Consider the following 1,486-nt stretch of genomic DNA (forward strand, 5'->3'; position numbering starts at 1 on the left):
TGCTCGGTCGCGCCCTGCGACAGCTGCTCGGCGCTCGCCGACAGCTCCTGGCTGCCCGCCGACACGTTGTGCGCGGCCGTCAGGGCTTCGGCGACGATCTGGCGGAGCTTGTCCACCATGTGCTCGAGCGCGGTACCGAGCTTGTCCTTGTCGGAGATACGTTTGGCTTCCACGGTCAGGTTGCCACGCACGATCTCCTGGGCAACCGCCGCAGTGGCGTTGAGACTCTCCAGCATGCGCTGAAGCGCAAGACCGAGGGTGTCCTTGTCGGACAGCGGCTTGGCCGCAACGTCCAGATTGCCCTGGGCGACCTCGGCGGCGATCAGCGCGGTGGCATTGAGGTTCGCGGTCATCGTGTTCAGCGACTTGATGAGGTCGCCAACCTCGTCATCATGAACCTTGTCGATCTTCTGGCTGAGATCGCCGATCGCCACCGCATCGGCCAGCCCGACTGCGCGCGCCAGCGTCCGGCCGATGCTGAGAGACATCCAGAACGCGGCGGCCGCGGCGAACATCAGCGACACCAGAACCAGACCAAGCATCAGCATCTGGGCATGACTGCCCTCCTGCCGAGCCTGCTCGGATTTGTCCGCCATCAGCTTCTTCAGGAACGTGTCGTATTCACCAAGGCGCTCGAGCGTTTCCGCCACCGCCTTGCGCTCGTCGTTCGAAGAATGCTCGATCGCTTTAGTCCGGTCGGATTTCAGCAGCTTGAAGGTATGATCCTCGAGCGCGTTCGTATTGGCGTAGCTGGTCTCGATCCTGTCGAGGATCTTCTTGCCGGCCTCCGTGGCAACTGCGTAGATCTCATCCCGAGTCTTCACCGTCGCGGCCCGGATGGAGATCGCCTCGGTGATATAGCGATCCATCTCGGCGTCCGACGCGGCCAGCAGCGCGTTCTTCTCGGCGCGGATCTGCAGCAGCACGTTCTCCTTCAGGCGCGCAGCCTTGTCGAGCCGGCCTGCGGCTGACACGATGCTCTCGGTCGCCGTGGCCGTATCGCTCAGCTTCATATAACCGATCCCACCCGTGATCGCGGACAGCAGGATCACGGCGCCGAACGTGGAGGCCAGTTTGGCCTTGATCGTGAATCGCATCTTCGTTCCTTCATGATCTGGGCGGCGCTCTCGTGCCGGACCGGAAAGTTGCAACGCGCCGTTCTGCCGACAGCCCTCAGGCTTGAAAATCGGCGTCTCGCTCGTCTCTGCCGTCGTCCATCACGAAGGCAAAGCCACCGCCGCCAGCCGCTGCCTTGAGCGGTCGACGAGCCGCAGTCGCGGGCCTTGCGGCGGACAGCTTCTTCGCGCCGCGGTCAGCCGCCTTCATCGTTGCTGCCTTGGCACGCAGCCGCGTGACCGCATCATCCATTTGGCGGGCCCCGAGGTCATCGGCGGATCCGATGCGGAAGAAGGCGATGGTGGACTGCAGCTGCTCGGCCTGCGAGGCGAGCTCCTCCGAGGTCGAGGACACCTGCTCGGATGCACTC

Annotated in this window: 1 protein-coding gene and 1 pseudogene; both read right to left on the minus strand. The window is 64.1% G+C overall.

Features of this window, described 5'->3' with window-relative positions; genetic code table 11:
* Positions 1 to 1,097: HAMP domain-containing protein (locus ACQR0Z_RS34990; RefSeq protein ID WP_434921692.1), on the minus strand; the 1,097-nt coding region annotated here is incomplete at its 3' end.
* A 76-nt stretch (positions 1,098 to 1,173) separates the two neighbouring features.
* Positions 1,174 to 1,486 (minus strand): annotated as a pseudogene (locus tag ACQR0Z_RS34995) (methyl-accepting chemotaxis protein); the annotation flags it as partial.

Source organism: Bradyrhizobium sp. HKCCYLS3077, from assembly GCF_051167555.1.
In the GTDB taxonomy this organism is placed as follows: Bacteria; Pseudomonadota; Alphaproteobacteria; order Rhizobiales; family Xanthobacteraceae; genus Bradyrhizobium.